26 protein-coding genes are annotated in these 25,937 nt (G+C 65.1%); 14 read left to right on the plus strand and 12 right to left on the minus strand.

From position 1 onward, the window contains the following. Nucleotides 1-78: 78 nt before the first annotated feature. Genes QW881_RS07920 through QW881_RS07935 form a run of 4 tightly spaced genes read left to right on the plus strand, consistent with a single transcriptional unit; the run spans nt 79 to nt 5,194 of the window. Nucleotides 79-1,614, plus strand: coding sequence for a HAMP domain-containing sensor histidine kinase (locus QW881_RS07920; protein ID WP_316158151.1), 1,536 nt, complete (start codon nt 79-81; stop codon nt 1,612-1,614). A 49-nt stretch (nt 1,615-1,663) separates the two neighbouring features. Next, nucleotides 1,664-2,620 carry an IS481 family transposase gene (locus QW881_RS07925; protein ID WP_315755561.1) on the plus strand — a complete coding sequence of 319 codons (957 nt, stop codon included), beginning with the start codon at nt 1,664-1,666 and terminating at the stop codon, nt 2,618-2,620. Between the two features lie 29 nt (nt 2,621-2,649). After that, on the plus strand, nt 2,650-4,818 hold the full coding sequence (locus QW881_RS07930; protein WP_410052016.1) for a PAS domain-containing protein: 2,169 nt from the start codon (nt 2,650-2,652) through the stop codon (nt 4,816-4,818). After that, entirely contained in the window at nt 4,811-5,194 is a 384-nt protein-coding gene (locus QW881_RS07935) for a response regulator (RefSeq protein ID WP_315755312.1), read from the plus strand. The genes QW881_RS07930 and QW881_RS07935 overlap by 8 nt, the downstream gene beginning before the upstream one ends. A 33-nt stretch (nt 5,195-5,227) precedes the next feature. Here QW881_RS07935 and QW881_RS07940 read toward each other — a convergent pair whose 3' ends face one another. Together QW881_RS07940 and QW881_RS07945 are read right to left on the minus strand one after the other, a co-directional pair. Beyond that, nucleotides 5,228-6,070, minus strand: coding sequence for a MoxR family ATPase (locus QW881_RS07940; RefSeq protein WP_315717852.1), 843 nt, complete (start codon nt 6,068-6,070; stop codon nt 5,228-5,230). Nucleotides 6,071-6,167: 97 nt separating this feature from the next. Beyond that, entirely contained in the window at nt 6,168-6,413 is a 246-nt protein-coding gene (locus QW881_RS07945; RefSeq protein WP_315738597.1) for a GlsB/YeaQ/YmgE family stress response membrane protein, read from the minus strand. Between the two features lie 115 nt (nt 6,414-6,528). Here QW881_RS07945 and QW881_RS07950 point away from each other — a divergent pair, with 115 nt between their 5' ends. The 3 genes from QW881_RS07950 (at nt 6,529) to sseA (ending at nt 9,203) form a co-directional block, all read left to right on the plus strand. Beyond that, entirely contained in the window at nt 6,529-7,704 is a 1,176-nt protein-coding gene (locus tag QW881_RS07950) for a VWA domain-containing protein (RefSeq protein ID WP_315755313.1), read from the plus strand. A gap of 120 nt (nt 7,705-7,824) precedes the next feature. Further along, entirely contained in the window at nt 7,825-8,238 is a 414-nt protein-coding gene (locus QW881_RS07955; RefSeq protein ID WP_315755314.1) for a rhodanese-like domain-containing protein, read from the plus strand. 107 nt (nt 8,239-8,345) lie between these two features. Continuing rightward, nucleotides 8,346-9,203, plus strand: coding sequence for a 3-mercaptopyruvate sulfurtransferase (sseA, locus tag QW881_RS07960; protein ID WP_315755315.1), 858 nt, complete (start codon nt 8,346-8,348; stop codon nt 9,201-9,203). A gap of 14 nt (nt 9,204-9,217) precedes the next feature. On the opposite strand, the gene QW881_RS07965 is transcribed toward sseA, so the two are convergent. Next, nucleotides 9,218-10,237: a hypothetical protein gene (locus tag QW881_RS07965; protein ID WP_315755316.1), complete on the minus strand. Its 1,020-nt coding sequence runs from the start codon at nt 10,235-10,237 to the stop codon at nt 9,218-9,220. A gap of 363 nt (nt 10,238-10,600) precedes the next feature. On the opposite strand from QW881_RS07965, the gene QW881_RS07970 reads away from it, so the two are divergent. Continuing rightward, a complete protein-coding gene (locus QW881_RS07970; protein ID WP_315755317.1) occupies nt 10,601-11,836 on the plus strand; it encodes a L,D-transpeptidase in 1,236 nt (411 codons plus the stop codon). 81 nt (nt 11,837-11,917) lie between these two features. Here the strand turns inward: QW881_RS07970 and QW881_RS07975 are convergent, their stop codons facing one another. After that, a complete protein-coding gene (locus tag QW881_RS07975; protein WP_315755319.1) occupies nt 11,918-12,880 on the minus strand; it encodes a D-2-hydroxyacid dehydrogenase family protein in 963 nt (320 codons plus the stop codon). A gap of 128 nt (nt 12,881-13,008) precedes the next feature. After that, nucleotides 13,009-13,227 (minus strand): hypothetical protein, encoded by a 219-nt coding sequence (locus QW881_RS07980; protein WP_315738590.1) that lies wholly within the window; start codon nt 13,225-13,227, stop codon nt 13,009-13,011. 305 nt (nt 13,228-13,532) lie between these two features. Here QW881_RS07980 and ettA point away from each other — a divergent pair, with 305 nt between their 5' ends. The 3 genes from ettA to QW881_RS07995 all read left to right on the plus strand — a co-directional run bounded on the left by ettA (nt 13,533) and on the right by QW881_RS07995 (nt 17,226). Next, complete coding sequence (gene ettA / locus QW881_RS07985; RefSeq protein ID WP_315755321.1) at nt 13,533-15,182, plus strand: energy-dependent translational throttle protein EttA; 1,650 nt, start codon at nt 13,533-13,535, stop codon at nt 15,180-15,182. Nucleotides 15,183-15,327: 145 nt separating this feature from the next. Beyond that, a complete protein-coding gene (locus QW881_RS07990) occupies nt 15,328-15,906 on the plus strand; it encodes a TIGR00645 family protein (protein ID WP_315755322.1) in 579 nt (192 codons plus the stop codon). 132 nt (nt 15,907-16,038) lie between these two features. Next, nucleotides 16,039-17,226 (plus strand): lytic murein transglycosylase, encoded by a 1,188-nt coding sequence (locus tag QW881_RS07995; RefSeq protein WP_315755323.1) that lies wholly within the window; start codon nt 16,039-16,041, stop codon nt 17,224-17,226. An 82-nt stretch (nt 17,227-17,308) separates the two neighbouring features. On the opposite strand, the gene QW881_RS08000 is transcribed toward QW881_RS07995, so the two are convergent. Further along, entirely contained in the window at nt 17,309-17,590 is a 282-nt protein-coding gene (locus QW881_RS08000; protein WP_008964967.1) for a hypothetical protein, read from the minus strand. 215 nt (nt 17,591-17,805) lie between these two features. Next, on the minus strand, nt 17,806-18,144 hold the full coding sequence (locus QW881_RS08005) for a hypothetical protein (protein ID WP_315738586.1): 339 nt from the start codon (nt 18,142-18,144) through the stop codon (nt 17,806-17,808). Between the two features lie 169 nt (nt 18,145-18,313). On the opposite strand from QW881_RS08005, the gene QW881_RS08010 reads away from it, so the two are divergent. The 3 genes from QW881_RS08010 (at nt 18,314) to bfr (ending at nt 19,662) form a co-directional block, all read left to right on the plus strand. Beyond that, nucleotides 18,314-18,583: a hypothetical protein gene (locus tag QW881_RS08010; RefSeq protein WP_315755324.1), complete on the plus strand. Its 270-nt coding sequence runs from the start codon at nt 18,314-18,316 to the stop codon at nt 18,581-18,583. Between the two features lie 188 nt (nt 18,584-18,771). Next, nucleotides 18,772-19,056, plus strand: coding sequence for a bacterioferritin-associated ferredoxin (locus QW881_RS08015; RefSeq protein ID WP_315755325.1), 285 nt, complete (start codon nt 18,772-18,774; stop codon nt 19,054-19,056). A 120-nt stretch (nt 19,057-19,176) separates the two neighbouring features. After that, entirely contained in the window at nt 19,177-19,662 is a 486-nt protein-coding gene (gene bfr, locus QW881_RS08020; RefSeq protein ID WP_315717837.1) for a bacterioferritin, read from the plus strand. 108 nt (nt 19,663-19,770) lie between these two features. Here bfr and QW881_RS08025 read toward each other — a convergent pair whose 3' ends face one another. The 5 genes from QW881_RS08025 to QW881_RS08045 form a co-directional block, all read right to left on the minus strand. Further along, entirely contained in the window at nt 19,771-20,082 is a 312-nt protein-coding gene (locus tag QW881_RS08025; protein ID WP_315755326.1) for a DUF3240 family protein, read from the minus strand. Beyond that, nucleotides 20,079-23,153 carry a CusA/CzcA family heavy metal efflux RND transporter gene (locus QW881_RS08030; RefSeq protein WP_315755327.1) on the minus strand — a complete coding sequence of 1,025 codons (3,075 nt, stop codon included), beginning with the start codon at nt 23,151-23,153 and terminating at the stop codon, nt 20,079-20,081. The genes QW881_RS08025 and QW881_RS08030 overlap by 4 nt, the downstream gene beginning before the upstream one ends. Further along, complete coding sequence (locus tag QW881_RS08035) at nt 23,154-24,275, minus strand: efflux RND transporter periplasmic adaptor subunit (protein WP_315755328.1); 1,122 nt, start codon at nt 24,273-24,275, stop codon at nt 23,154-23,156. It abuts the gene before it with no gap. 163 nt (nt 24,276-24,438) lie between these two features. Beyond that, nucleotides 24,439-24,792, minus strand: coding sequence for a hypothetical protein (locus QW881_RS08040; protein WP_316158163.1), 354 nt, complete (start codon nt 24,790-24,792; stop codon nt 24,439-24,441). 21 nt (nt 24,793-24,813) lie between these two features. Then, nucleotides 24,814-25,875, minus strand: a complete 1,062-nt coding sequence (locus tag QW881_RS08045) for an alpha/beta fold hydrolase (RefSeq protein ID WP_315755331.1) — start codon at nt 25,873-25,875, stop codon at nt 24,814-24,816. Nucleotides 25,876-25,937 lie beyond the last annotated feature (62 nt).

Consider the following 25,937-nt stretch of genomic DNA (forward strand, 5'->3'; position numbering starts at 1 on the left):
CGTGCTTGGCGCCCGCGCGCATTTCGCGATACTGTGCGGCGAAAAAGGGGCCAAAAGGGACCACAAAAGGGACCAGGAGTGAACCAGCATTCGGATGCCGGTCGCGCGACGTTTCAGGCGTTCGCGCGCGGGGCCGACTTCCTGCAGGGTGGCGGCGAGATGGGAGCGCTCATGCGCATCCATGATTGGTCACGGACGCCGTTGGGGCCGCCCGAGAGCTGGCCTCAGTCGTTGCGCACGTCGGTCAGCACCTGCCTGGACTGCGCGTTCCCGATCCTGATCTGGTGGGGCCAGGAGCTCGTCATGCTCTACAATGACGAGTATCGCCCGATCCTCGGCTCGCAGAAGCATCCCGCCGCGCTGGGGGCGCCAGGGCGCGCGGTATGGTCCGAGATCTGGGAGGTCATCGGCCCGATGTTGCGACAGGTCGTTGGGCTTGGCGAAGCGACCCGCTCACGCGACATGCCGCTGTTCATCGACCGCCATGGCTACCTGGAAGAGACCTATTTTTCGTTCTCCTATTCGCCGATTCGCGATGAGACTGGCGGCGTCGGCGGCGTATTCACTCCCGTCATCGAGACGACGGCCCGGGTCGTGGGCGAGCGCCGCATGCGGACCTTGCGCGATCTCGCCGCGCGCGGCCGTGCCGACAGTCTGGCCCATGCTTGTCGCGAAGCCACCGATGTCCTCGCCGAGAATCCGCATGACGTCCCGTTTGCGGTGATCTACCAGCTCAGCGAGGACCAGCGATCGGCACGGCTGTTGAGCGCTGCGGGGGTGCAGCCGGACAGCGCGATCGCGCCGGCGCAGATTGCCCTCGACGGCAACGGAGGCGCGCTGTGGCCGATCCGGGAGGCGGCGCGTGCGGCGGCACCGATTCGCGTCGTGCTGGATCGTGCGAAATTTGCCGGCGTGCCGACCGGCGCATGGCCCGAGCCGCCACAGCTGGCGCTTGCGCTGCCGGTTGCCACGGGCCGGGAGCAGGCGACGGCGATCCTGATCTGTGGCGTCAATCCGCGCCGCGCCCTCGATGCCGAGCACCAGGGCTTCTTCGATCTGATGGCCGCTCAGCTCGGCAGCGCCTTCGCCGAGACGCTGGCCTATGAGCAGGAGCGGCGCCGCGCCGAGACGCTCGCCGAGATCGATCGGGCCAAGACCGCGTTCTTCGCCAATGTCAGCCACGAGTTCCGCACGCCGCTGACGCTGATGCTCGGTCCGCTCGAAGATGTCCTGCTGCGGTCGCAGAGCTTGCCGCCGGCGGATCGCAACCGGTTGGAGATCGCCCAGCGCAATGCCTTGCGGCTGCTCAAGCTGGTCAACACGCTGCTGGATTTCTCGCGGATCGAGGCCGGCAGGATGCAGGCAGTCTACGCGCCGGTCGACCTCGCGAGCCTGACTGCGGAGATCGCCAGCACCTTCCGCTCGGCGATCGAGGCCGCTGGCCTCAGGCTGATCGTGGATTGCCCGCCGCTGCCGGAGCCGGCCTATGTCGATCGCGAAATGTGGGAGAAGATCGTCCTCAACCTGCTGTCCAACGCGTTCAAGTTCACCTTCACGGGCGACATCGAGGTCCGGCTAGTTGTGGTCTTCCAGGAGGTTGTCCATCCGGTCTGAACCGAGGAAGCTGAGGTTGCGAAGCTTCAGTGTTCCAAGGAGAGACCAGATGGACGTCCACAAGAATGCGCCTATGACACCGAAAGGTCGAGAGGCGATGGTGCGGAGTGTCGTTGAGGGTGGGCTGAGCTATGCTGAAGCTGCTTACCAGTACAATACGACGCCGAAGACCGTAGCCAAATGGGTGAAGCGGTTCCGCGAGGAAGGTGTCGAGGGATTGCTCGATCGCTCCTCCAGACCGCACTCATCGCCAGGCCAAACCACTGCTGCCACATGTACCGCTATCGAGGCTTTGCGCCGTCAGCGCCACACGGGCAAGCAGATTGCGGCTGAGGTTAAGGTGTCGCCGGCCACGGTCAGCCGCGTTCTGCGACGACTGGGGTTGAACCGAATCCGTGATCTGGAGCCGATCGAACCCGTGCGTCGCTATGAGCACGCTGCGCCGGGCGAGATGATCCATATCGATATCAAAAAGCTCGGCCGTTTCGCGCAAAGCGGCCATCGCGTCACCGGCAATCGGAACGGCTATAGTCATTGTCGCGGACTTGGCTGGGAGTACATGCATGTCTGCATCGATGACCACTCCCGTGTCGCCTTTTCACAGCTCAAGCCTGATCAGACCGCCGAGAGTGCTGTTGCGTTTCTCAAGGCCGCTGTCGCTCACTACAAGAGCTTGGGCGTTACCGTCACCCGCGTCATGACCGACAACGGTGGCTGCTATATCGGCTTCGATTTCGATAAGGCCTGCCGCGATATTGGTCTCAAGCATATCCGCACCAAGCCCTACACGCCCAGAACCAATGGCAAGGCTGAGCGCTTTATCCAGACAGCGCTCCGGGAGTGGGCCTATGCACACACCTATCCCACTTCCGATCAGCGCGCCGCGCAACTGCCCATCTGGCTGCACCAGTATAATTGGCACCGGCCTCACGGCGGCATAAACTCCCAGCCGCCTATCAGCAGACTCGGTTTAACCGAGGACAACCTCCTGAGGCTCCACAGCTAGTCACCTGCGATCGTCATTTCGAGCTGAGCGTGAAGGACACCGGAACCGGCATCCCGCAGCACGAGCTGCCGCGACTTTTCGACCGTTTCCATCGCGTCGCCGGCGCGCGCGGCCGCACCCATGAAGGCTCGGGCATCGGGCTCGCGCTTGTGCACGAGCTCGCCGAGCTGCACGGTGGATCCGTCGCAGCGACCAGCGAAGCCGGGCAGGGCAGCACGTTCGTAGTCGGAATTCCCAGGGGACGAAGCCATCTGCCGTCCGACCAGGTCGACGCGGCGCCAGCGCAGGAGCCGATGCTCCGCGGTGAGCGCCCCTTCATCGAGGAGGCGTTGCGCTGGCTGCCGGATACGCCGCCGCTCGATGCGCATGCCGTTCGGGACATCGACGTCCCCGCCCCCTCCGCCAACAGGGCCGGGCCGCGCCCCCGCATCCTCCTGGCCGACGACAATGCCGACATGCGCGACTATGTCCGCCGCCTGCTCGCAGCGCGCTACGATGTCGAGACCGTCGCCGATGGTGAAGCCGCGCTCGCGGCCATCGCCCGCGACAAACCCGACCTCGTTTTGTCGGACGTGATGATGCCGCGCATCGATGGCATGCAGTTGCTCGCCCGGCTGCGCGCCGATGAACAGGTCGGCACCATCCCGGTGATCCTGCTGTCGGCCCGGGCCGCAGAAGAGAGCCGCGTCGAAGGCATGGAGGCCGGTGCGGATGATTATCTCATCAAGCCGTTCAGTGCGCGTGAACTGCTGGCGCGCGTCGAGGCGCATCTCAAGATGGCCCGGCTGCGTGCCGAGGCGACGGAGCGGCTGCGTGCCAGCGAGGAGCGCTATCGCGCTTTCGTGACGGCGAGCTCCGACGTCGTCTATCGCATGAGTCCTGACTGGCGGGAGATGCGCCAGTTGCAGGGCAAGGACTTCATTGCCGATACGATGAAGCCGAGCCAGGGCTGGCTCGCGAAATACATTCATCAGGACGATCAGCCGCAGGTGATGGCGGCGATCAGCAGGGTCGTTGCGACGAAGAGCATGTTCGAGCTGGAGCACCGTGTCATCCGGATCGATGGCAGCCTCGGTTGGATCCATTCGCGCGCCATCCCCATTCTCGGGCGTAACGGCGAGATCATCGAGTGGTTCGGAACGGCGCGCGACATCTCCGAGCAGAACAAGGCCGAACGGGAGTTGCGCAAGAGCGAGGAGCGCCTGCGCAGCGCGGTCGAGGTGGGGCGGCTCGGCCTGTGGGACTGGAACGTCGCGACAGGCGAGGTGTATTGGTCGGACGAGCACTTTCGCATGGAAGGCTATGGTGTTGGCGAACTGACCCCGAGCTACGAGGCCTGGGCCGCGCGCATCCATCCCGACGATCGTCCCGCAGCCGAAGCCGCGCTTCACCGCGCGATGGAGGCGCACCAGGAATATGTCAGCGAGTTTCGCGTAGTGCATCCGGGCGGCGCAATTCGCTGCCTGTACGGCCGTGGGCGCTTCTTCTATGACGACGCGGGACGACCGATCCGCATGACCGGCGCCATGGTCGACGTGACCGAGCGGCGCGAATGGGAGGAGCGGCAGAAGGTGCTGGTCGCCGAACTGCAGCATCGCACCCGCAACCTGCTCGGCGTGGTCCGCTCGATGGCCGACAAGACGGCGCGCGCGAGCACCGATCTCGGCGATTTTCGCGCCCGCTTCCGTGATAGGCTGGATACGCTGTCGCGCGCCCAGGGCCTGCTGTCGCGCCTCAAGGAGCATGATCGCGTCACCTTCGACGATCTGATCCGCAGCGAGCTGTCTGCTGTCGCCGGCGGTTCCGAGCGCATCGAGCTTTCGGGGCCGTCCGGCGTTCGGCTGCGGTCGTCGACGGTTCAGACCCTTGCCATGGCGCTGCACGAGCTCGCCACCAACGCGGTCAAGTATGGTGCGTTGGCGCAGCCGTCCGGCCGGCTCTGCGTGGTCTGGTCGCTCGAGTGCGAAGGCGCGGAGGGACGACCCTGGCTGCACATCGAGTGGCGCGAGAGCGGCGTCGACATGCCGCCGCCAGCCACGATGCCCAGCGGCACCGGACAAGGGCGCGAGCTGATCGAACAGGCCTTGCCCTATCAGCTCAGCGCGAGGACCTCATACACTTTCGAATCCGACGGTGTCCGTTGCACGATATCGATTCCCGTTTCGCTCACCACACTGGAGCTCGATGAGCATGCCTGAACGCTCGCTTCGCGACCGTCATATCCTCATCGTCGAGGACGAATACATGCTTGCCGACGAGCTGCGCTGCGCCTTCGGCGGCGCCGGTGGCACGATCCTGGGCCCGGTCGGAACCGTCCCTGATGCGCTCGCGTTGATCAAACGCGAGGGGCGGATCGAAGGCGCCGTTCTCGACGTGAACCTGCGCGGCGACATGGCGTTTCCGGTCGCCGATCTGCTTGTCGAGCGCGGCGTGCCCTTCGTCTTCACCACCGGTTATGACGAATCGATCATCCCGGACCGCTTCTCGAAGATCCTCCGCTGCGAGAAGCCGATTGCCGTCGATGGGATCATGCGCGCGCTCGGACGCCTGATCGAGAGGACGGCGCCGCAATGACGCGTTCGGCCCCGTCGGATTGAGCCGGGCGCCTCACACCTCGCGCCGGCTGAGGAAGGCGAGCCGCTCGAACAGGTGCACGTCCTGCTCGTTCTTGAGCAGCGCACCGTGCAGCGGCGGGATCAGCTTGCGCGGATCGCGCTCGCGCAACTGCTCGGGTCCGATGTCCTCGTTGAGCAGCAGCTTGAGCCAGTCCAGCAGCTCGGAGGTCGACGGCTTCTTCTTCAGGCCGGGCACGTCGCGGACCTCGAAGAAGATGCGTAGGGCCTCCTCGACCAGTCGCTTCTTGATGTTAGGGAAGTGCACGTCGACGATGCGGCCCATCGTATCCGGATCGGGGAACTTGATGTAGTGGAAGAAGCAGCGGCGCAGGAACGCATCCGGCAACTCCTTCTCGTTGTTGGACGTGATGATGACGATCGGGCGCAGCTTCGCCTTGATGGTCTCGTTGGTCTCGTAGACGTGGAATTCCATCCGGTCGAGCTCGAGCAGCAGGTCGTTCGGGAACTCGATGTCGGCCTTGTCGATCTCGTCGATCAAGAGCACCGGCCGCTGCTCGGCCGTGAAGGCCTCCCACAGCTTGCCGCGCTTGATGTAGTTCTTGATGTCGGACACCCTGCTGTCGCCGAGCTGGCTGTCGCGCAGCCGCGACACTGCGTCGTATTCGTAAAGGCCCTGCTGCGCCTTGGTGGTCGACTTGATGTGCCAGGTGAGCAGCGGCGCGTTGACGGCCTTTGCGACTTCCTCGGCCAGCACGGTCTTGCCCGTCCCCGGCTCGCCCTTCACCAGCAACGGGCGCTCGAGCACGATCGCCGCATTGACGGCCACTTTGAGGTCGTCGGTGGCGACGTAGTCCTGGGTGCCGGTAAATTTCATCGCGTCTCGCTCATCGTTCGAACTTGTGTTGAGTGGCTACGCAGCGGCAACGCCGCTGCGGCTTTGAGATGATGGCTGCCATCGGAAGCAGAAATAATCAAGCGCGCCTGATCAATGAGAGGATCACGAGCACGATGACGGCGCCGATCGTGGCGTCCAGGATCGTCCCCAGCGTGCCGCTGGCGAGCGCAATGTGCAGTGCCGGCAGCACGTAGCTTGCGACCAGCGCGCCGATGATGCCGATGACCATGTTGCCGATCAGGCCGAAACCGGCGCCGCGCACGATCAGCCCTGCCAGCCAGCCCGCGATGGCGCCGATGATCAGCGCTGCAATGATACCCATGAAAGCCCCCATTTCGCCTGTTGTTCCAGGGATTGTAGAGCAAAATGCCGGCGGGTCCAGCGCGGGACGTGGAGCGGCCCTTGACGTGCCCTCCCGGCCGCGCGATCTAATGGGCATGTTCCTGCAATTCTTCACAGCGCTGCGCGACGCGCAGGTCCCGGTCTCCTTGCGTGAATATCTCACGCTGATGGAGGCCGTCGACGCCGACCTCGCCGAGCATTCGGTCGAGAACTTCTACTATCTCTCGCGCACCGCGCTGGTGAAGGACGAGCGCAATCTCGACAAGTTCGATCGCGTGTTCGGCACCGTATTCAAGGGGCTGGAGAACCTGCTCGATGCGATGGAGAAGGCCGAAATCCCCGAGGAATGGCTGAAGAAGCTGGCCGAGAAATACCTTACCGAGGAGGAGAAAAAGGAGATCGAGGCCATGGGCTGGGACAAGCTCATGGAGACCTTGAAGAAGCGTCTGGAAGAGCAGAAGGGCCGTCACCAGGGCGGCAGCAAGTGGATCGGCACCGCCGGCACCTCGCCATTCGGCGCCTATGGCTACAATCCCGAAGGCGTCCGCATCGGCCAGGAGAAGAACCGCAACAACCGTGCGGTGAAGGTGTGGGACCGGCGCGAGTTCAAGGATCTCGACGGCAATGTCGAGCTCGGCATCCGCAACATCAAGGTGGCGCTGCGCCGGCTGCGCAAGTTCGCCCGCACCGGTGCGCCCGACGAGCTCGACTTGGACACCACGATCCGCGAGACCGCCAACCACGGCTATCTCGACGTGCATATGCGCCCTGAGCGGCGCAATGCGGTGAAGGTGCTGGTGTTCTTCGACATCGGCGGCTCGATGGATTCGCACGTTGCGCAGGTCGAGGAGCTGTTTTCGGCCGCCAAGAGCGAATTCAAGCACATGGAATATTTCTACTTCCACAACTGCCTCTATGAGGGCGTGTGGAAGCAGAACAAGCGGCGTTTCACCGATCGCACGCCGACCTGGGACGTGCTGCATAAGTACCCGCACGACTACAAGGTCGTGTTCGTCGGCGACGCGTCGATGTCGCCCTATGAGATCATGGTGCCCGGCGGCTCGGTCGAGCACGTCAACGAAGAGCCGGGCTCGGTGTGGCTCGACCGCGTCATTCGCACCTATCCACACGCGGTGTGGCTCAATCCGGTGGCGCAGAAGCATTGGGACTATTCGGAGTCCACCACCCTCATCCGCCGCATCTTCTCCGAGCGCATGTATCCGATCACGATCGAGGGTCTGGAAGCGGCGATGAAGGAGCTGGTGCGGTGATGCTGTCATTCCGGGGCGCCCGAAGGGCGAACCCGGAATCCCGACATTGGGTTGCCACTTCGAGATTCCGGGTTCGATGCTTCGCATCGGCCCGGAATGACGCCAAGAGGAAACGAGAGAATGCCCCAGACCATCACCCGCGGCATCAAGGCGCTGCTCGACGAAGCCAATGCCGAGATCGCCACGCTCTCTGCGGCTGAGGCAATCGAGGCCGCCAAGCGCGATGACGTCGTCATCGTCGATATCCGCGATCCGCGCGAGATCGAGCGCGAGGGCAGGATCCCCGGCGCGTTCTCCTGTACGCGGGGCATGCTGGAGTTCTGGATCGATCCGCAGAGCCCCTATGCCAAGGCGATCTTCCAAGAGGACAAGACGTTCATCTTCCACTGCGCTGGCGGCCTGCGCTCAGCGCTCGCTGCCAAGACCGCGCAGGACATGGGCCTGAAACCGGTCGCCCATATCGGCGGCGGCTTCGCGGCGTGGCGGGACGCCGGCGGGCCGGTCGAGGCCTGGGTGCCGAAGAAGAAGGATTGATCGCTGCCCATCACGCGCGGGCTTGACCCGCGTGTCCATCGCTTGAAGAAGATGGATGACCGGATCAAGTCCGGCCATGAGGACCGAAAGTGACCGCGGAGCCACGCATGACCACCCCCAACGACCCTCTCGTCTCCACCGACTGGCTCGCTGCGCATCTGGGCGATCCCACGGTGAAGGTGCTCGACGCGACCTTCAAGATGCCGGGTGTGCTGCCGCTGCCGAAGGACGATTATCTGAAGGCGCACATCCCCGGCGCCGTGTTCTTCGACGTCGACGAGGTCTCCGACCATTCCAATCCGCTGCCGCACATGTATCCGAGCGCCGAGCAGTTCGGCCGCGACGCTGGTCGGCTCGGCGTCAGCAATGGCGATACGGTAGTGGTCTATGATTCCGGCGGCTGGGTCGCCGCGCCGCGCGCCTGGTGGATGTTCCTGTCATTCGGCCACACGGATGTGCGCGTGCTCGAGGGCGGGCTGAAGAAGTGGATGGCTGAGGGACGCCCGGTCGAGAGCGGACAGGTCACGGCGGCGCTCGGCACTTACAGCGCGAAATTCGATGCCGCGCGCGTGCGCCGGATCGAGCAGATGGTTGCCAATCTCGCTGGCAATGCCGAGCAGGTGATCGATGCACGGCAGGCGCCGCGCTTCGCGGGCGAGGTCGCCGAGCCGCGGCCCGGCCTCCGATCCGGCCATATCCCCGGCAGCCGCAATCTGCCCTATGCGGAGTTGTTCGACGCGACGACCGGCGTGATGAGGCCGCTCGACCAGTTGCGCGAGGCATTCGGCGCCGCTGGAGTCGATCTCGCCAAGCCGATCGTGACCTCCTGCGGCTCCGGCGTGTCGGCGGCGGTGCTCACGCTGGCGCTCTATCGTCTCGGCATCCGCGACACCGCGCTCTACGACGGCTCGTGGTCGGAGTGGGGCATCGAGAACGGCCCGCCGGTTGCGACCGGGCCAGCCTGATCGGCGGCTCCTCTTTACCGTGTGCGCGGCCCGGCCGCCTGCTGGCTGACCGCCTGCGGCTGACCGAACGGCTGCTGTCCGAACGGATCGGGGAATGCGGCCTGTTGCTGTTGAGCAGCAGCAGCAGCTTGCCGTGCCGACCGGAGCCGCTGTGCGATGCGCCGCTGGTTGGCGCGGCGCGCCGCGATCTGCTTCTCGCGGGCCTGGCGCTTCTTGAGGATGCTTCGGCGCAACTGAATGCTCGCGACCTTCACCGAGGCACGATGCTCGCTGGCGGCGGGCCGCTCCTGATGAGCCGGCTGTTCGGCCAGTGCGGCGAGCTTGGCGGCGATCGGGTCAAGTACCGCCGGAACGGGCGCGAGCGCGGTTGAAGCGGCGGCTACGGTCGTCATCATCGGATCGGCGCTGGCGAGGATCTGAGGAGCTGGCGGCGGCGGTGCCACCACGGCGGCCGCAGCTTCACGCGACGCCCGCGGCGGGGCGGTCGCTGCAGTCTCGGGCGAGCTGTCCATGCTCGGCTTGTCGAACGCTTTTTCGACCGGAACGACGATCGAAGCGGTCGTGTCCGGAATGGGGCGCTCCGGCTTGATGCTCTCGATCCGGTCATTCGTCGCGGACGCGGTCGCGACAATGGCGGAGGTGCCGGACGTGTCGACCGTTTCCGCCGGCAGCGAGGGCGTCGGCACATCGGTGGCCACCGCAACGGGTGTCACTTCAGGCGTTTCCGTGAGCGGCGCCGCCGTCGACGGCGCGCTCGGCTGTTCGGACGTTGCCGGGGCAGCATCGGCCACGACCGGCGGCGGCGTCACCGGCGGTGTCGGAATCGAATCCACCCGCAGCACCGCGAGCACCGGCGTGGGTTCGGCCGGCGGTAGGAACGTCGTGAAGCCCGACGCCTGAGTCGTGCGCCAGGACGCGTTGCTGGCGAACTGCTCATGGGCGGCGCGTAACAGGGCCGCAGCGCCCATGCCGAAGATGGTGAGAGAAATGGAACAGACGATCGCGGCGACCAGAAAACGAAAGCCGGGAAGCATTGACGGTAACTCTCGCCACGGCAGCGGGACTGCCGAGACATTCGAGCCAGTAGGGAACGCGGTGATCACAGGGAATAGCCGCGTCCGCGACGAGGCCGGCTTCTGCCGTGCATCGCGAATCAGGCTCAAGTCAGAATACCGGAAGTGTTCCCGCCCGCTCGGCAAATCACGGCATCGATAGGGCCTGCGGGGGCTCCGCTGCACTTTTTCGGCGGCGTGAGACTTCCGTGCAACGACGGAGACATGATCACAAATTGCCGAAGTCGGGCCGCTCTGGCCGGAATTGTCTTGAATGCGCCGCTATCTTCGGCCATCTGGCACAGCAAAGGTCCCAATCGGCGGCTTGGGGATACTGCAAGGGCGATGATGATCAGACAAATCCTGACGGTTTGCGCAGTCGCGGCAGCGGGCGTGACGGCAGCTTCGTTTGCCGAGGCACAGCAGGTCTATCAGACCGCGCCTGGAGCGTATTCACCGGCGCCGACGCCTTACCCGGCCGATGCGCGCGGGCAGGGGCAGGATTTCGACGCGCTCGACGACGAGGATGCGCCTGGCAATTCCGCGGCCCTGCCGCCGCCCGGCCCGGTGATCTCGCCGGACGATCCGCGCTACGGTCGTCCAGCCAATGCGCCGGTCTATGGCGCTGCGGCTCCGACCGGCCCCGTCCTTTCTCCCGACGATCCCCGATATGGGCGTCCGGCCGGTGCAGCGGTCTATGGAGCAGCTCCGAACGGCCCGGTGATGTCCCCGGATGATCCGCGTTACGGCCGCCCGGCTGGTCCGCCCCCGGTGATCTACGGTGATCGTCCCGCCTCCGGCCAACAGGCTTATGGTGGCGCCTACGGCAACAGCGCGCCTGGTGGCGACTCCGGCGCGCCGCGGCCGCCTGGCGCCGTCGGTGGCGCTCCCGCCGTCGCGGGCGCCGCACAGGCTCCGGCCGCCGGAGATCGGCCGATGACGGTGGCAGCTCTGCCGCCTGAGGAACAACCCGATGCGGCGCCGGCGCCGCTGCCGGCGAACCTGCGCCGCCAGGAGGTCGACTTCGTCACCAAGGAGCCGCCGGGAACGATCGTCGTCGATACGCCGAACACCTATCTCTATCTGGTGCTCGGCAACGGCCGGGCGATGCGCTACGGCGTCCGTGTCGGCCGCGAAGGCTTCACCTGGACCGGCGTGCAGAAGATCACCAAGAAGACCGAGTGGCCGGACTGGTATCCGCCGAGCGAGATGATCGAGCGCCAGCCCTATCTGCCGCGCTTCATGGCCGGCGGTCCCGGCAATCCGCTCGGTGCCCGCGCGATGTATCTCGGCTCGACCGTGTACCGCATCCACGGCACCAACCAGCCCTCGACCATCGGCAAGTTCGTGTCGTCCGGCTGCATCGGCATGCTGAACGACGACGTCGCCGACCTGTTCGACCGGGTCAAGGTCGGCACCCGCGTGGTCGTGATGCCGGGCGGTGCGCCTCCGGGGTCCGGCAAGAACATGGCTGCCGCCGCGGCCTCACCGGCTCAGGCGCCTGTCCAGGCGCAGGCGGCCGTGCCGGCTAGCCAGCCGGCCAACATGCAGCCGCTGCCGCCGCCGGTGACGATCCGCTGAGGCGCGTTTGCCCGAGCTGAGCCCGTTGGAAACACCCTCCTCGCGGAGGGTGTTTTGCTTTGTGAGCCGCTCTCGCCTGCCTTAAGCCAGCCGGCGCGGCGGCTCGGACCCGGCGAGCCAGGCGGCGATGCAGTCGACCATCTGGCCGTAGTGAGCGCGAAAGCTCTCCTCGGTGACGTAGCCGAGATGCGGCGTGATCACGACGTTGCCGAGCCCGCGCAGCGGATGGGCGACCGGCAGCGGCTCGACCGAGAACACGTCGAGGCCGGCGCCGGCGATGCGCTTGTCGCGCAGCGCCTGCAGCAGCGCGGCCTCGTCGACGATCGGTGCGCGCGAGGTGTTGACGAGGTAGGCGGTCGACTTCATCCGCGCGAGGTCGGCGGAGCCGACCAGCCCGCGTGAGCGGTCGCTGAGCACGACATGGATGGTGATGACATCGGCGGTCGCGAACAGCTCCTCCTTGGTGGCGTAGCCGACGCCCGCCGCGTTGCAGCGGTCTGGCGTCAGGTTGGGGCTCCAGGCGATCACGTTCATGCCGAACGCCTTGCCGAGCTCCGCCACCTTGGTGCCGAGCTTGCCCAGCCCGATCACGCCCAGCGTCTTGCCCTCGATCTCCACGCCGCCCAGCGTCTGCCAGGGCTCCCCGGCATGCATGCGGGCATTCTCCTGGCCGATCCTGCGGGTCAGCTCCAGGATCAGGCCCATGGTGAGCGGTGCGGTGGGGTCACGGCCATATTGCGTGCCGCAGACCATGATGCCGCGCGCCTTGGCGGCCTCCATGTCGATGGCGGCGTTGCGCATGCCCGAGGTGATCAGGAGCCTCAGCTTCGGCAACCGCTCGATCAGGGAGCGCGGCAATGGCGTCCGCTCGCGCATCGCACAGATGATGTCGGCATCGGTGAGCGCGCCGGCGGCCGCGTCCTCGTTGCCGAACGGCTGTGTGAAAGCTGTCACATCCACTCTGTCGGCCAGCCGGGGCCAGTCGGCCAATGAGAGGGCCGTATCGTAATAGTCGTCGAGGATCGCACAGCGCAGCCGTGTCATCGGCAAGGTCCATTCATCGGGAAACGGCGGCAATCAATCATGAATGCCGTCGGGAATGGAGCCATGCTTGCGCGCAAAGGGCTGGGTGCGCAAGGCGTCGTCCCGCTGTGACGCGGAACCAGGCGATATCAGTCGAGGCGGGTCTTCAGCCGGAACGCGGCGTCATGGCCGTATTTGGCGCGCCACGCGGGGCCGGGGCCACGCATGTAATGCAGCTCCGGTCGGTACGGGTTGAACGCTCGCGTGACGAAGTCGCGCCAGAAGCCGCGGATCTCGTCGACGATCCCGGATCGGTCGTTGCGGTGGGCCGCCGGAGCGGGCAGGGAGGCTGAGGTGAAGGCTGCCATGACGGGCTCTCGCTGTTGTCGGTCGCGGCTTTTGCCGCTTGGGCGCGCGGGGTCTTGCGGGCCGAGACCGAGTGTCCCGCCGAATTAATTAAAAGATGGTTGCAATTGTCGTGATCCGCCACACACAAGGTGACGGACCCGTATTCGTCCGTGGGCGGGAGGCCCGTCCCGGCGCAGGAACGACCGTGATTCTCCCGGCATTTGTTCCGGTCGGGACCGGCTCGCCGGTTGCCCTTTGGGGACCGCGCGGTTACATCAGCGGCAACCATTTTCCGAAAATTCCGGCAGGCTTCAAGGGACACGCGATGGCGCGCCAGTTCGTCTACTTCATGCAGGGTCTGTCCAAGACCTACCCGACCCGCAAGGTGCTCGATAACATCCATCTGTCGTTCTACCCGGACGCCAAGATCGGTGTGCTCGGCGTCAACGGCTCCGGTAAGTCCACCCTGCTCAAGATCATGGCCGGCATCGACAAGGACTATACCGGCGAGGCCTGGGTCGCCGAGGGCGCCCGCGTCGGCTATCTCGAGCAGGAGCCGCAGCTCGATCCAAAGCTCACGGTGCGCGAGAATGTCATGCTCGGCGTCGGCAAGCAGAAGGCGATTCTCGATCGCTACAACGAGCTGGCGATGAACTACTCCGAGGAGACCGCCGACGAGATGACCAAGCTGCAGGACGAGATCGAGGCGCAGGGCCTGTGGGATCTCGACAGCAAGGTCGACCAGGCGATGGATGCGCTGCGCTGTCCGCCCGACGATGCCGACGTCGCCAAGCTGTCCGGCGGCGAGCGTCGCCGCGTCGCGCTGTGCCGGCTGCTGCTCGACCAGCCCGAGCTGCTGCTGCTCGACGAGCCGACCAACCATCTCGACGCCGAATCGGTGTCGTGGCTCGAAGGCCATCTGCGCAACTATCCGGGCGCGATCCTGATCGTCACCCACGACCGCTACTTCCTCGACAACGTCACCAGCTGGATCCTCGAGCTCGACCGCGGCAAGGGCATCCCCTACGAGGGCAACTACTCGTCCTGGCTGCAGCAGAAGCAGAAGCGGCTGGAGCAGGAAGGCCGCGAGGACGCGGCGCACCAGCGCACTTTGGCGCGCGAGCAGGAGTGGATCGCGGCGTCGCCGAAGGCCCGCCAGGCAAAATCCAAGGCGCGCTACCAGCGCTACGAGGAGCTGCTCAAGAAGGCGAGCGAGAAGCAGACCCAGACCGCGCAGATCATCATTCCCGTGGCCGAGCGGCTCGGTAACAACGTCATCGATTTCGAGGGGCTGACCAAGAGCTTCGGCGATCGCCTGCTGATCGACAATCTCACCTTCAAGCTGCCGCCCGGCGGCATCGTCGGCGTGATCGGCCCGAACGGCGCCGGCAAGACCACGCTGTTCCGCATGATCACGGGACAAGAGAAGCCGGACGCCGGCACGATCACCATCGGCGAGACCGTGCATCTCGGCTATGTCGACCAGTCGCGCGACGCGCTCGATGGCAACAAGACGGTGTGGGAAGAGATCTCCGGCGGCAACGAGCTGATCCTGCTCGGCAAGAAGGAAGTCAACTCGCGCGGCTATTGCTCGTCGTTCAACTTCAAGGGCGCCGACCAGCAGAAGAAGGTCGGCGCGCTGTCGGGTGGTGAGCGCAATCGCGTGCATCTCGCCAAGATGCTGAAGTCCGGGTCCAACGTGCTGCTGCTCGACGAGCCGACCAACGATCTCGACGTCGATACCCTGCGTGCGCTCGAAGAGGCCCTGGAAGACTTCGCCGGCTGCGCCGTCATCATCAGCCACGATCGCTGGTTCCTCGACCGTATCGCGACCCACATGCTGGCCTTCGAGGGCGACAGCCATGTCGAATGGTTCGAAGGAAACTTCCAGGACTATGAGAAGGACAAGATGCGCCGGCTCGGCCAGGACAGCGTGATTCCGCACCGGGTCAAGTACAAGAAGCTGACGCGCTGATCTCAGGACATCGCAAGGCGCGACGCTGTCTTCGTTCCGGGACAAAGCGTCGCGCCCAGGCTGCGGCCAGTTGTCGCTTCCATGTGCGACGTGATTGCGTAGATAGTCGTTCCGCAATCCCATCCAGCCGCGAGAAAATCCCATCATGACTTCCCCCGACGCGACCCTGTCCTCCAAGGGCGGAGCGCTGCGCCCCATTCCAATGCTGATCTTCGGCTCGCGCTGGCTGCAGCTACCGCTCTATGTCGGGCTGATCATCGCACAGGGCGTCTATGTCGTGCTGTTCCTGAAGGAGCTCTGGCACCTGTTCGCTCACGCCTTCGATTTCTCCGAGCAGCAGATCATGCTCGCGGTGCTCGGCCTGATCGACGTGGTCATGATCTCGAACCTGCTCGTGATGGTGATCGTCGGCGGCTACGAGACCTTCGTGTCGCGGCTGAATCTGCAGGGCCATCCCGACGAGCCCGAATGGCTCAGCCACGTCAATGCCAGCGTGCTGAAGATCAAGCTGGCGATGGCCATCATCGGCATCTCTTCCATTCATCTGCTCCGCACCTTCATCGAGGCCGGCGCGCTCTCGTCGGGCAAGTCGAACTACACCGAGACCGGCGTGATGTGGCAGACGATCATCCACACGGTCTTCATCCTCTCCGCGATCGGCATCGCCGTGGTCGACAAATTGTCGAATGCCGCGATCGAAGAGGCGAAGCAGGCGGGGCATTGAGCGGCAGCCTCGAGTTCCGCCGCGCGGTCTGCTGACGTTCACAACGGCCGCGGGCTGTGCTAGCCCTATCGGATGGCTCGGCAGCTGCTACTCCGTTTGCGCAGGCTCGTTCTCGTCGGTCTGGTGCTCTGCATGTTTGGCGATGGCCAAGCGAGCGCGGCCGACGCCGCCTTCACGGAGTTCGTCAACTCGCTCTTGCCCGAAGCCAAGGAGCAGGGCGTCTCCCGCGCGACGTTCGAGGCCGAGACGCGCGGGTTGGAGCCTGACTACAAGCTTCCCGATCTGCTGCTGCCCGGCCGGCCCGCGACGGGGGCGCCGGCGCAGGCCGAGTTCGTGCAGGTGCCAGCCGACTACATCAAGGAAGCGTCGATCGCGCGGCTGGCCGCGCATGGTGAGAAGCTGATCCAGCAATATCGTTCAGCGCTCGCCGAGATCGAACGCCGCTTCGGCGTGCCGGGGCCGGTTGTGCTCGCGATCTGGGGCCGCGAAACCGATTTCGGCCGCTATGCGCTGCCCTACGATGCGCTGCGCGTGCTGGCGACGCAGGCCTATGTCGGCCGGCGCAAGGACCAGTACCGCACCGAGTTCATCATGGCGCTGAAGATGCTGAGCGACGGTGTCGTGTCGCGCCGCGATCTCAGGGCCTCATGGGGCGGGGCGGTCGGGCTCACCCAGTTCCTGCCGTCGGAGTACTACAAGCACGGCGTCGATCTCGATGGCGACGGCAAGGTCGATCTCTGGCATTCGGTGCCGGACGCGCTGGGCTCGGCGGCGCTGCAGCTTGCGAACAAGGGCTGGCAGCGCGGCGTGCGCTGGGCCTACGAGGTCAAGCCGCCTGCCAATGTCGATTGCGCGATGGGGGTGCCGGAGGTGAAGAAGCCGATCGGCGAATGGCTGCGGGCCGGCTTCGTCCCGGTGCGTGGCCAGCGGCTGAGCGCAGCCGAGCAGCGGCAGCCGGCGTCGCTGCTGCAGCCTGAGGGCATCTATGGTCCGGCTTTCCTGACGACGGCGAACTACTTCGTCATCAAGGAGTACAATTTCTCCGATCTCTACGTGCTGTTCGTCGGCCACCTTGCGGACCGCATGACGAGCTCGGCCCCGTTCGCGACGCCGTGGGCGGCGTCGAAGCAGCTTCGGAGCAAGGACGTCGAGGCGATGCAGAAGGGCCTGACGCGGCTCGGTCTCTACGGCGACAAGCTGGACGGCAAGGCTGGCATGCAGACCCGCGCCGCGCTCGGCGCATTTCAGAAGAAGGCGGGCCTGAAGGTCGACTGCTGGCCGAGCGAGTCGGTGCTGCAGGCGATCAACGCCGCGCGCTGATCGACCGAATTCAGCGGATTGGCCGGCAGCAAAAAGCCCGGCCGCAGGGCCGGGCTTGCTGCAACGCTATGCGTCGTCAGGATCAGTAGCAGACGCGAACCGGGCGCGACACCCAGCCGTAGCCGTCCCAATAGCGCTCACGGCGCCACACGCACGGCGGCGGGCCCGGCGGAGGGGCTTCGACATAGACCGGACCGCCATAGGCCGGGCGGCTGGACGCGATCGCGCCGCCGATCAGGGCGCCGCCGATCAGGCCGGCAGCCACGCCGGCACCCACGTCGCCAGCCTTGGCGGCTGGTGCCGTCACGCTCAGCGAACCGGCGATGGTCGCAACCGCAAGCACTGCGGTCAGGATCTTCTTCATGTTCCGAGATCTCCTGGAAGGCGCCCTCGCGGGCACCAGGTTGGTGATTCACGCACGATCAGGGGCCGTCAGCATCGTGAGAAAACACGACAATCCGTCAACCCTTCGTAAACTCTGTCCGACCTGATGCGACGGAAAAACGGTTTTTTCTGGCCGTGGAGGCCGCCGTTCTCGAAATTCCGGTGCAAGGTCATGGAATTAATGAAGGTGAACGATCACTCGCAAACGCGGACGCGGCGAAGCCGCCAGCCGTAGCCGTCCCAGAAGCGCTGGCGTTGCCAATAGCAGGCATAGCCGGGATCGGCGACGTAGGCAGGCCCGCCGTAATAGGAGTAGCCCGGCCCGTAGGAATATCCTGGTGAGTAGGAATAGCCCGGCCCGTAATAATAGGGATTGCTGCCCGCAGCGATGGCGCCACCGATGAGGGCGCCGCCGAGCAGGCCGGCAGCGACACCGGCGGCGACACGACCATTGCGCGCTTCAGCAGGAGCAGGGGCCAGCGCTGCGGTCGACAGCGTCGCGACGGCGGCCAGGGCCGCAAGAGTCTTCTTCATGACCTTAACCTCTCTCACTCCAAGTCGGCGGATCGCGTATCAAACGATACGGCAGGTTCACACATCCCGCTTGAATGATCAATGAACGGGCGCGTTCCATTGGACGACCCATCTCCAGGATGCGTTCAATGTTGCAGTGCACAAAATTTGACATCGGTTCGGAGCAGGCATGACTCCCACGATGACGATCGTCGTGGCGATCGGACTGACCTCGGCCATCTGCTACGCGCTGCTGGTTCGCGCCAACCGCAGGCCCAACCGCCGCCGCTCTTCCACCGACACCACCATCAGCGATTCCGGCAGCTCATCGCACGACGGCCAGGGGATCGGACTTGCGAGTTGGTTTTCCAATACCTCGTCAGACGTCGTGGGAAACCCGATCGATGGCGGGGGGGACGGTGGCGACAGTGGTGGAGGCGACGGGGGCGGTGGCGACTGAGTTCCGGCTGCTCGATCGCCGCTCGATGGTCGTCCGGCGACGACTTTGATCTGCGGCAAGCTCGCATAGTTGGAGTCGTTCTAGATTAATTGGCAAATTGGAATCGCTTCAAAAGCGCCGTTTTCCCTTTGCGCGGGTAGCTGCGGATGACTATCGATACCTGACCAAGGACGATTGGCCGGTTTCTCATGATTGTTTGTTCCTGCAACGTCATCAGCGATCACGACATCCGCAACGCGGTGAAGTCTGCGGACGAACTGCCGCGGAACCCCAAGCAGGTCTACGGTTGCCTGGGGTGCAGCGCGGAATGCGGTCGCTGTGCGCGCACGATCAAGACGATCATCGACGAGGCGCTGGGTCCCTGCGCCCGCTCCTGCCAGGCCGGCTGTCAGCACGTCCACCATCATGGGGCGGCGCCGGTGCAGGCGATCGATGACGACCTTCAGAGCCGGTTCGCGCTCGCCGCCTGCTGACAGGCGTTTGCCCTCGGTCGCGTGCTTTCCGCCCTAAAAATGCACATGAACGGGGGTCGTCTCCGCACTTCGAACCTGTTATTGAGCGCCTGCGGCCTCTAACTTTTTCGGAGCTTATCCATGCAGGGCGACCCCAAGGTCATCGAATATCTCAACAAGGGATTGCGCAGCGAGCTGACTGCCATCAACCAATATTGGCTGCACTATCGCCTGTTGAACAATTGGGGCCTTCTCGACATGGCGAAGGTCTGGCGCAAGGAATCCATCGAGGAGATGGAGCACGCCGACAAGTTCACCGACCGCATTCTCTTCCTCGACGGCTTCCCGAACATGCAGGTGCTCGATCCGCTGCGCATCGGCCAGAATGTCAAGGAGATCATCGAGTGCGATCTCGCCGCCGAGATCGGCGCGCGGACGCTGTATCAGGAAGCCGCAACCTATTGTCACGGCGTGAAGGACTACGTGTCGCGCGACCTGTTCGAGCAACTGATGAAGGACGAGGAGCATCACATCGATTTCCTCGAGACCCAGCTCGACCTGATCAACCGCATCGGTCTCGAGCTCTACACGCAGAAGCACGTCGGCGGCCTCGAGAGCGAGCACTGACGTCGACGGCGAGGCGGTCGTCCGCTTTCGGTACAGGGTCGATTCAGGGCTGGTGTTTCATGCCTTGAATCGACCGCCCTGTGACGTGAGGGGCGCCCAGAGTCGTGCTCAGTCGATAATGCCGAAATCCGTCACGGGCATGACCCAGTAGACGAGCTTCGTCCCTGCAAATGCGTTCCTGAGCCGTTCCAGCAGGTGCTCGAGATCCTGTCCCTGCAGCACGATCCGCACGACGACCTCGTCGGCATGTCCCTTGACCCGCTCCGCCGCGCTGCGCAGCCGGACGCGGACGCCATGTCCGGACGCATCAGAGGCCGTAAAGCCGCTCACCAGATCGGTCTGCTCGCTCAGATGGTCGAGCACCTCGGTACGAAGCGCATCCGGCACGATCAGTGTCACGCAGACGGCTTGGCCGGTCATGTCGCGTCCTTCGCAGCGGCGCCGTAGCGGCGATACAGGATCGGCAACAGGATCAGCGTCAGCAGCGTAGACGACAACAGGCCGCCGATCACGACGATCGCAAGCGGACGCTGGACCTCCGATCCAGGTCCGGATGCAAACAGCAGTGGGATCAATCCGAGCGCCGTGATGCTCGCCGTCATCAGCACCGGCCGCAGCCTGCGCTTTGCGCCTTCGACCACGATGCGCTGCTGGGAGAGCCCGTGAGCGCGCAACTGGTTGAAATGAGACACCAGCACGACGCCGTTGAGCACGGCGATTCCAAGCAGTGCGATGAAGCCGACGGAGGCCGGGACGGAGAGGTATTCGCCGGTTGAGACCAGCGCGAACACGCCGCCGATCAGCGCAAAGGGAATGTTGACGAGGACGAGCAGGGCCTGGCGCACCGAGCCGAACGTCGTGAAGAGCAGCACGAAGATCAGGCCGATCGCGACCGGCACCACGACGGACAGACGCGCGGCTGCACGCTGCTGGTTCTCGAACTGCCCGCCCCATGTCAGCCGATAGCCGGACGGCAGCGGCAGCTCGGCTGCGACCCTTTGCTGGGCCGCCTGGACGAAGCCGACCATGTCACGGCCGCGGACGTTGCTGCGAACCACGCTCATGCGGTTGCCGTCCTCACGATCGATCTTCACCGGGCCGTCGACCCTCTGGATGCGGGCGACCTGCGAGAGCGCAACATGCTGGCCTGACGCAAGCGTCAGCGGCAGCGCCGCCAGCATCGTCGGGGCCTGCCGCGTGGCCTCGCCGCCGCGGACCAGGATCGGCGTCCGGCGTCCCTCCTCGAGCGCGGTGCCGATCGTTCGGCCTTCGATCTGCGTGCGCAAGGCGGCCGAGATCGAGTCCACTGTGAGCCCAAGGCGGCCCGCCTCCATCCGGTTGACGGCGATCGTGTAGTATTGCGCGCCTTCGTTGAGCGTCGTGTAGACGTCTTGGGCGCCATCGATGTCGGACATGATCGCCGACAGCTTCGCTGCGATCTCGTTGAGCTTGGGGATGTCCGGGCCGAAGATCTTGACCGCGACGTCGCCGCGCACGCCGCTGATCATTTCCTGCACACGCATGTCGATGGGTTGCGTGAAGCTGAGCGAGACGCCGGGGAAGCCGGTCAGGACCTCGCGAAGCTTCTCGAGCAGGACATCGCGGTCGCTGGTCTGCCGTTGGTCTGCCGGCTTGAGCACCAGGAACGTGTCGGTCTGATTGGGTCCCATCGGATCGAGCCCGAGCTCGTCCGAGCCGGTGCGCGCGATGATGCCGGCGACGTCTGGCACCTTCATCAACGCCGTCTGCAGCCGGGCATTGATGGCGAGGGACTCGTCGAGATTGACGGACGGCAGCGTTTCCACGCTGACGATGACGTCGCCTTCGTCCATCGTCGGCATGAAGGTCTTGCCCAGCTGGGTGTAGCCGTATCCCGCGGCAACAAGGCTGACCAGCGCCGCGATGATCACCTTGCGCTCGTTCCCGAGCGCCCAGTCGAGTGCGGGCGCGTAGACGCGCTGCGCTGCCCGGATCAGCATTGGATCGTCATGCGATGCGGATGTGAGCACGAAGGACGTCGCGACCGGAAGCACCGTCAGCGCAAGCAGCAGCGATGCGGCCAGAGCGAAAATGATCGCCAGCGCGACCGGAATGAAGAGCTTTCCCTCCAGCCCCTGCAAGGTCAGCAGCGGAACGAACACGATGATGATGATCAGGACGCCCGAGGCGACCGGCTGCAGGACTTCGCAAACCGAGCGGTAGACGACGTGGATCAGCGGCGTGGCGCTTCCGTGATCGTGCTTGGCGAGATTGCCGACGATGTTCTCGACCACCACGACCAGCGCGTCGATCAGCATGCCGATCGCGATCGCAAGGCCGCCCAGACTCATCAGGTTCGCGGACATGCCGACAGCCCGCATCACGATCAGCGCCATCACGATCGCCAGCGGCAGGCTGAGCGCGATCACCAGCGAAGCGCGCCAATTGCCGAGGAACAGCAGCAGCAGCACGACGACGAGCACCGTGGCTTCGCCCAGCGCCCGGACCACCGTGCCGACGGCGCGGTTGACCAGCCGGCTGCGGTCGTAGAACACGTTGATGGAGACGCTGCTCGGCAGCGACGGCTTCAGTTCGTCCAGCCGGGCCCGAACGTCGCGCACCAATTGTCCGGCGTTGGCGCCGCGCAGACCGAGCACGAGCCCCTCGACCGTCTCGCCCTTGCCGTCCGTCGTGACGGCGCCATAGCGGGTGAGCGCGCCGATCTTGACCCTTGCGACGTCGCTGACCCGGATCGGGATTCCGTCGCGGGTGTCGACGATGATCGCCCGGATGTCGTCGATGCCGCGGATGCTGCCTTCGATGCGGACCAGCGCGCTGTCTTCGCCCTGGTTGACCCGCCCGGCACCGTCGTTGCGGCTGTTGGCCTCGATGGCCTTGCGAAACAGCTCGGACGAGATGCCGCGCGCCGCCAGCGCGTCATTTCTCGGCACGATTTCGAAGGCGCGGACATAGCCGCCGAGCGCGTTGACGTCGGCTACTCCGGGCACCGTGCGTAGCGCTGGGCGGATGACCCAGTCGAGCAAGGTCCGGCGTTCGGCCAGTGACAGTTCGGGACTGTCGATCGTGAACATGAACATCTCGCCCAGAGGGCTCGTGATCGGGGCGAGGCCCCCGTTCACGCCCTCGGGAAAGTCGCGCGAGATGTTGGACAGCCGCTCCGATACCTGATTGCGGGCCCAGTAGATGTCAGTGCCGTCCTCGAAATCGACGGTGATGTCGGCCAGCGCGTATTTCGTGGTCGAGCGAAGGATCTTCTTGTTCGGCAACCCGAGCAGCTCCAGCTCGATCGGTACCGTGATGCGCTGCTCGACCTCTTCCGGCGTCAGGCCGGGAGCCTTCATGATGATCTTCACCTGGACCGGCGAGACGTCTGGAAAGGCATCGATCGGCAGGCTCGGCAAGACAACGGCGCCTGCGCCGATCACCAGCAGCGTGCTGAGGATGACGAAGAGCCGCTGTGACAGCGCGAATGCGACCAGCCGTTGCAGCATCTACTGCCCCAGTCGCGAGAGGATGCCGCGCAACGCCGAGATGCCGCCGATGGCGATCTCGTTCTTGTCCGTGAGGGGGCCTGCGATGACGACGTGATCCTGATCCTCCGCGAGCAGGGTGACCGCAACGAGCCGGAAGCCGCCGTCGGTCGCGACGAACACCGCGGTCTGCTCACCGCGCCGGACGAGGCCGCTATAGGGAATTTCCCACGCGCTTTCTCCTGCCGAGACAAAGCCGATGCGGGCCGCCGCCATTTGTCCGGAATGCAGTTCGCCGTTGTTGGGAATCTCGGCGCGGACGAGAATTGTCTGCGTGGCGGCATCGGTCGTCTCGGACACCAGGATGACCTGGCCCGGTGTCGCATAGCCTTCGATGTCGACCTTGGCGCCGGTCTTGATGGCGCCGATGTTGGTTGCGGGAATCGCGATCTCGGCCCATAACGGCGACAGCCGGGCGAGCTTCACCAGCGACGCGGCCTGTTCCAGGCGCTGGCCCGGCGATACCGCGAGCTCGACCACGGACGCCGTGCGCGGGGCCGTCACGGTGAGCGTCGCGCTGATCGCCGCCTCGCTGCTGAGCCGGGCGATGGCTTCGTCGGACAGCCCGCTGATGTGCAGCATCTGCCGACGTTCGGCGACGACGATGCTGGCCTGGCGCGCTTCGGTCTGGCTCGACTCCAGCACGCGTTGCGGGATGGCCTTGCCTTCGAACAGGTCGGCATTGCGCTTCAACTGCTGAACCGCGAGAACCTCCTGGGCCAGCGCATGCAGGTAATCGCGCTGGAGCGAGACGAAGCTCGGACTTTCCAGCGTGAGCAGCGGTTGTCCGACGGTCACGCGATCGCCGCGGGCAACGGCGAGGTTGGTGATCATCCCCGCGACCGGTGCGCTGACGACCCACAGTTGAGGCGTGGGAATGACGATCTGCGCGGGATAGGGCAGCGTTTTGTCCATCCGGCTGGAGATCGGATGCGTCACGCGCACGCCGAGGTTCTGCGCCTGGCTTGGCGTGAGCTTCAGCTCATCATCGGCCGACGCGGCGCAGGGCGCCACAACGAGAACCAGCCCGAGAGACGCCCGGGCCAGACGGCCTGCGGACCAATGAAACAATCGCTTGGGCATCTCGATCAAGAATCTTCAGGTTCATGCATGACACATTCTGTACACTATTTTGGCCGGTTTCCGCGACTGTTGACCTAGGTCAATCGGAGCTAGTCACGAAACCGGAGGTCACTTCTCGTGCCGCCAACGAGTCGCATGAGTGGCAGCCGCACGCGCCAGCGCCTCATACGGCATCGGCGGGAACGAAACAGCTGATGATGATGTCGCCGCGGTGATGGACGTACCACACCACGGCCTCGCCGATCGGGTTGCCGCGGTCGCGGATGATGGCGCGTTCCGGCACCGGCATCCACCGGCCTTCGATCGGTACCCAATAGGTGCCGTCGCGCACGTCATAGGTGGTGCGGTGGCCGTCGGAGACATCGCAGCATGGCACGCCGTTCGGGGCGACCACGCTCTTGAACCACGCGCGGATATCGGGCGGGACGTTGTCGAACTGCCCGTTGTCGAAGGCGGCGGCGACGGTCGCGCAGGCGAGCGAGCCCATCGTGAGACCGGCCAGCACCATCCTGCGCATTCAACGCTCCCTTCTGCGGACCTACATGCCGCGCTGCGGCGCCGTCGCCAGCAATTCGCGCAGCGGCTCGACGTAGAACTTCGCATTTCCGGTGGTCAGGTGGCCGCGCGTCTCGGCCGAGGTCGGGATGAGCAGGAGCTTGCCGTTGGCGACGCGCTTCATGGCGTCGACCGTCACGCCGGTCTCCGGCGGGTTGCGCTCGTCGTCGGCCGAGTTGATCAGCAACACGGTCGCCTTGATCTTGTCGAGAGCGGCAGACGGATTGTAGTCGTGCGACGAGTCCCACTGATAGATGAAGTCGTTGGCGTCGGTGGGAATGGGCGTGGCGAGCCGCTCCTCGACCAGCTTGTCGGCCTTGGCCGCGGTCGGTGCCGCGAGCTGATAGGCGATGGTGCCGCCGGCCGTGGCGGTGGCATAGGCCGTGACGGCATATTTCATCATGCGCGGCTGTGCGGTGTAGTTGCCGCCATTGTAGTCGGGATCGTTGCGGATCGTCTCCAGCATCAGCCGGCGCAGCATCCAGTTGCGGGCCGCCATTTCGGTCGGCTGGGAGGCCATCGGCACCGCGGCGTCCATGAAGTCCGGATAGCGCGCGGCCCACACCCAGCTATGCATGCCGCCCATCGAGTTGCCGATGACAAGCCTCAGGTGCTTGATGCCAAGGCCCTCGGTCAGCAGGCGGTGCTGCGCATCGACCATGTCGGCATAGTCATAGGCGGGAAACCTGGTCTTCAGCCCGTCGGAGGGCTTCGACGATTTGCCGTGGCCGATGCTGTCGGGAATGATGATGTAGTACCTGGTCGCATCGAGCGGCTGGTCCTTGCCGAACAATTCGCCGGCGAAGGTCGGCACCAGCATGCTTCCGCCTGAGCCGCCGGTGCCATGCAGCACCAGCACCGGCTGCCCGGTCGGCTCGCCGACCGTCGTATAGTGCAGTCTCAGCTCCGGCAGCGTCTCGCCGGTGTGAAACTTGAAATCCTTGACGACGAAGTCGCCCTGCTTCGGGGCGGGATAGTCGGCGGCGCGGGCCGGCGCGCAAAAAACGACGACGGCGGCAAAAACGGCGGCAAGCGGTCGAACCATGGACTCCCCCTGATCATGCGCGACTCTTCCGGCCGCGTCAGGGACATGATAGCACGATCTGC

The sequence above is a fragment of the Bradyrhizobium sp. SZCCHNS3016 genome (assembly GCF_032484535.1).
Taxonomy (GTDB): domain Bacteria; phylum Pseudomonadota; class Alphaproteobacteria; order Rhizobiales; family Xanthobacteraceae; genus Bradyrhizobium.